This is a genomic window from Sciscionella marina DSM 45152, from assembly GCF_000379465.1.
Classification (GTDB): Bacteria; Actinomycetota; Actinomycetes; order Mycobacteriales; family Pseudonocardiaceae; genus Sciscionella; species Sciscionella marina.
Map to the genome: position 1 here is coordinate 1 of NZ_KB905444.1, position 5,273 is coordinate 5,273.

Genomic DNA, 5,273 nt, shown 5'->3' on the forward strand with positions numbered 1-5,273 from the left:
TTGTGTTCGGCGGTGTCCTACTCTCCCACACCCTGGCGGGTGCAGTACCATTGGCGCTGGTGGGCTTAGCTTCCGGGTTCGGAATGGGGCCGGGCGTTTCCCGCACCGCTATCACCACCGAAACAGTCGTGAACCATTTTTTTGTTTTCGACCCTGTCTCAAGACCTGCAGGTCTTGGGGGGTTGTTGGTTCAGAATCGTATAGTGGTTGCGGGCAGAGCTTGTTACGTTTTGTTCGCGTTTAGTGTTTCCACCGCATCTGGTGTGGTGGGGTGTGTAAGTCCTCGGCCTATTAGTACCAGTCGACTCGACACCCATTACTGGGCTTCCATCTCTGGCCTATCAACCCCATGGTCTCTAGGGGGCCTTAACCCACAGTGGGGTGGGAGACCTCATCTTGAAACGAGTTTCCCGCTTAGATGCTTTCAGCGGTTATCTCTTCCGAACATAGCCAACCAGCCATACCCCTGGCGGGATAACTGGCACACCAGAGGTTCGTCCGTCCCGGTCCTCTCGTACTAGGGACAGCCTTCCTCAAGTCTCCAAACGCGCGCGGCGGATAGGGACCGAACTGTCTCACGACGTTCTAAACCCAGCTCGCGTACCGCTTTAATGGGCGAACAGCCCAACCCTTGGGACCTACTCCGGCCCCAGGATGCGACGAGCCGACATCGAGGTGCCAAACCATGCCGTCGATATGGACTCTTGGGCAAGATCAGCCTGTTATCCCCGGGGTACCTTTTATCCGTTGAGCGACCACCCTTCCATCAGGGATGGCCGGATCACTAGTCCCAGCTTTCGCTCCTGCTCGACCCGTCAGTCTCACAGTCAAGCTCCCTTGTGCACTTACACTCAACACCTGATTGCCAACCAGGCTGAGGGAACCTTTGGGCGCCTCCGTTACTCTTTGGGAGGCAACCGCCCCAGTTAAACTACCCACCAGGCACTGTCCCCCACCCAGATCATGGGCGCGGGTTAGATGCCCAATCCGGTCAGAGTGGTATTTCAACGACAACTCCACCATGGCTAGCGCCACCGCTTCACAGTTTCCCACCTATCCTACACAAACCGAACCAAACACCAATACCAAGCTATAGTAAAGGTCCCGGGGTCTTTCCGTCCTGCCGCGCGTAACGAGCATCTTTACTCGTAATGCAATTTCGCCGGGCCTGCGGTCGAGACAGCGGGAAAGTCGTTACGCCATTCGTGCAGGTCGGAACTTACCCGACAAGGAATTTCGCTACCTTAGGATGGTTATAGTTACCACCGCCGTTTACTGGCGCTTAAATTCTCCGCTTCACCCCACAAGGGAGTTAACGGGTCCTCTTAACGTTCCAGCACCGGGCAGGCGTCAGTCCATATACCTCGAATTACTTCTTCGCATGGACCTGTGTTTTTAGTAAACAGTCGCTTTCCCCTGGTCTCTGCGGCCACCACCAGCTCCCAACGCTAGGATGTTCACCGGCCGTGGCCCCCCTTCTCCCGAAGTTACGGGGGCATTTTGCCGAGTTCCTTAACCACAGTTCACCCGATCGCCTTAGTATTCTCTACCTGACCACCTGTGTCGGTTTCGGGTACGGGCCATGTCAACACTCGCTAGAGGCTTTTCTCGGCAGCATAGGATCACCCAATTCACCACAACGGCTACGCATCACGCCTCACCCACGACATTCAAGTCAGCAGCACGGATTTCCCTGCACTGCGGGCCACACGCTTACACCAGTACAACCACTCACTGGCCGAGCTACCTTCCTGCGTCACCCCATCACTTGACTAATACCGTTTCAGGCCCCACGCTCACCCACAAAAAACCCGAAGGTCTCTCATGGGCTCGGGTGGTTAGTATCAACGACCTCGCCATGGACGCATCAACACGGGTACGGGAATATCAACCCGTTAACCATCGACTACGCCTGTCGGCCTCGCCTTAGGCCCCGACTCACCCTGGGCGGAACAACCTGCCCCAGGAACCCTTAGTCATCCGGCGGGACAGATTCTCACTGTCCATTCGCTACTCATGCCTGCATTCTCACTCCCACACCCTCCACCCTTGGATCACTCCAGGGCTTCACCGGATGCAGGACGCTCCCCTACCCACCCAAACGACTACACCGACACCCGTAGACACCGGCGGATCTCTTGTTTGGACGACACAGCTTCGGCGATGCGCTTAAGCCCCGCTACATTATCGGCGCAGGACCACTTGACCAGTGAGCTATTACGCACTCTTTCAAGGATGGCTGCTTCTAAGCCAACCTCCTGGTTGTCTGGGCAATCCCACATCCTTTTCCACTTAGCGCACACTTAGGGGCCTTAGCTGGTGTTCTGGGCTGTTTCCCTCTCGACGACGAAGCTTATCCCCCGCCGTCTCACTGCCACGCTCAACTTCACGGTATTCGGAGTTTGGCTGACCTCAGTAACCCGGTAAGGCCCATCAGCCATCCAGTGCTCTACCCCCGCAAAGCAACACGCGACGCTGCACCTAAATGCATTTCGGGGAGAACCAGCTATCACGGAGTTTGATTGGCCTTTCACCCCTACCCACAGCTCATCCCCTCAGTTTTCAACCTAAGTGGGTTCGGGCCTCCACACCGTCTTACCGGCGCTTCACCCTGGCCATGGGTAGATCACTCCGCTTCGGGTCTCGAGCACGCGACTACACGCCCTATTCAGACTCGCTTTCGCTACGGCTACCCCACCCGGGTTAACCTCGCCACGCACCACGAACTCGCAGGCTCATTCTTCAAAAGGCACGCCATCACCCGCCACCCACCAAAGGATGCACAGGCTCTGACGGCTTGCAGACGCACGGTTTCAGGTACTCTTTCACTCCCCTCCCGGGGTACTTTTCACCTTTCCCTCACGGTACTAGTCCGCTATCGGTCACTAGGAAGTATTTAGGCTTACCGGATGGTCCCGGCCGATTCACAGCACATTCCACGAGTGCGCTACTACTTGGGAACACCAATCCAGACCACTGCGTCATGTTTTCACGTACGGGACTCTCACCCACTCCGGCCAGGCATCCCAACCTGTTCCACTAACACAACACAACAACCCGAGGAGTCAGCAGCCTCCTCCAATCAGGTCCCACAACACCACACACACAACACCTGCCAGCTTGACATGCACATGGTTTAGCCTAATCCGCTTTCGCTCACCACTACTCACGGAATCACATATTGTTTTCTCTTCCTACGGGTACTAAGATGTTTCAATTCCCCGCGTTCCCTCCACACACCCTATACATTCAGATGCGGGTAACACTCCATCACGAGTGCTGGGTTACCCCATTCGGAAACCCTCGGATCACAGCTCGATTGACAACTCCCCGAGGCATATCGCAGTCTTCCACGTCCTTCATCGGCTCCTAGTGCCCAGGCATCCACCGAACGCCCTCAAACACTTACAACACCACAAAAATACTAAAGCAAACAAAACTAGATGCTCGCAACCACTATACAAATCTCAAACAACAACCCCACACCAACCACACAACTCAAGACAAAACCATCAACACAAAAACGAAGACGATCCGTATCCATCATGATCAGCCAGGGAATCACCGAAAAAACACTCGCGTGTTCTCTCAGGACCCAACAGTGCGCCACACCCACACCAACATTCGTGGTGTGCAAGAATTGGAAATGTTTCTACCACTTAAAACAAGTGAGAACCAAAAACATCAACGAATCAATGCTTGTTCTGGTTACTCCTTAGAAAGGAGGTGATCCAGCCGCACCTTCCGGTACGGCTACCTTGTTACGACTTCGTCCCAATCGCCAGTCCCACCTTCGACCACTCCCCCCACAAGGGTTGGGCCATGGGCTTCGGGTGTTACCAACTTTCATGACGTGACGGGCGGTGTGTACAAGGCCCGGGAACGTATTCACCGCAGCAATGCTGATCTGCGATTACTAGCGACTCCGACTTCACGCAGTCGAGTTGCAGACTACGATCCGAACTGAGACCGGCTTTCTGAGATTCGCTCCACCTCACGGCATCGCTGCCCTCTGTACCGGCCATTGTAGCATGTGTGAAGCCCTGGACATAAGGGGCATGATGACTTGACCTCATCCCCACCTTCCTCCGAGTTGACCCCGGCAGTCTCCCATGAGTCCCCAGCCGAACTGCTGGCAACATGGAACGAGGGTTGCGCTCGTTGCGGGACTTAACCCAACATCTCACGACACGAGCTGACGACAGCCATGCACCACCTGCACACAGGCCAAAAAGGAAACCACATCTCTGCAGCAATCCTGTGCATGTCAAACCCAGGTAAGGTTCTTCGCGTTGCATCGAATTAATCCACATGCTCCGCCGCTTGTGCGGGCCCCCGTCAATTCCTTTGAGTTTTAGCCTTGCGGCCGTACTCCCCAGGCGGGGCGCTTAATGCGTTAGCTACGGCACGGAACACGAAAACGCACCCCACACCTAGCGCCCAACGTTTACAGCGTGGACTACCAGGGTATCTAATCCTGTTCGCTCCCCACGCTTTCGCTCCTCAGCGTCAGTAATGGCCCAGAGACCCGCCTTCGCCACCGGTGTTCCTCCTGATATCTGCGCATTTCACCGCTACACCAGGAATTCCAGTCTCCCCTGCCACACTCAAGTCAGCCCGTATCCACCGCACGCTGAAAGTTAAGCCTCCAGTTTTCACGATAGACGCGACAAACCGCCTACGAGCTCTTTACGCCCAATAATTCCGGACAACGCTCGCACCCTACGTATTACCGCGGCTGCTGGCACGTAGTTAGCCGGTGCTTCTTCTACACCTACCGTCACTTGCGCTTCGTCGGTGTCGAAAGAGGTTTACAACCCGAAGGCCGTCATCCCTCACGCGGCGTTGCTGCATCAGGCTTTCGCCCATTGTGCAATATTCCCCACTGCTGCCTCCCGTAGGAGTCTGGGCCGTATCTCAGTCCCAGTGTGACCGGTCGCCCTCTCAGGCCGGCTACCCGTCATCGCCATGGTAGGCCATCACCCCACCATCAAACTGATAGGCCGCGGGCCCATCCCACACCACTAAACACTTTCCACCACACACCATGCAGCATGTAGTCCTATCCGGTATTAGACCCCGTTTCCAAGGCTTATCCCAAAGTGCAGGGCAGGTTACCCACGTGTTACTCACCCGTTCGCCACTCAACCAACCCCGAAAGGAAGGTCGCGTTCGACTTGCATGTGTTAAGCACGCCGCCAGCGTTCGTCCTGAGCCAGGATCAAACTCTCCAACAACAAACCAAAAGTCGGAAAAAAATCCAAGCAAAAAAA

At 55.5% G+C, this 5,273-nt stretch carries 3 rRNA genes; all 3 read right to left on the reverse strand.

Annotated features, from left to right (window positions below):
• Window positions 1-4: 4 nt before the first annotated feature.
• The 3 genes from rrf to A37U_RS0137640 all read right to left on the reverse strand — a co-directional run bounded on the left by rrf (window position 5) and on the right by A37U_RS0137640 (window position 5,237).
• Window positions 5-122: ribosomal RNA gene (gene rrf, locus A37U_RS0137630) — 5S ribosomal RNA — on the reverse strand.
• Window positions 123-271: 149 nt separating this feature from the next.
• Window positions 272-3,411, reverse strand: a 23S ribosomal RNA gene (locus A37U_RS0137635).
• A 308-nt stretch (window positions 3,412-3,719) separates the two neighbouring features.
• Window positions 3,720-5,237: ribosomal RNA gene (locus tag A37U_RS0137640) — 16S ribosomal RNA — on the reverse strand.
• The 16S, 23S and 5S rRNA genes sit together here, the layout of an rRNA operon.
• Window positions 5,238-5,273: the final 36 nt, after the last annotated feature.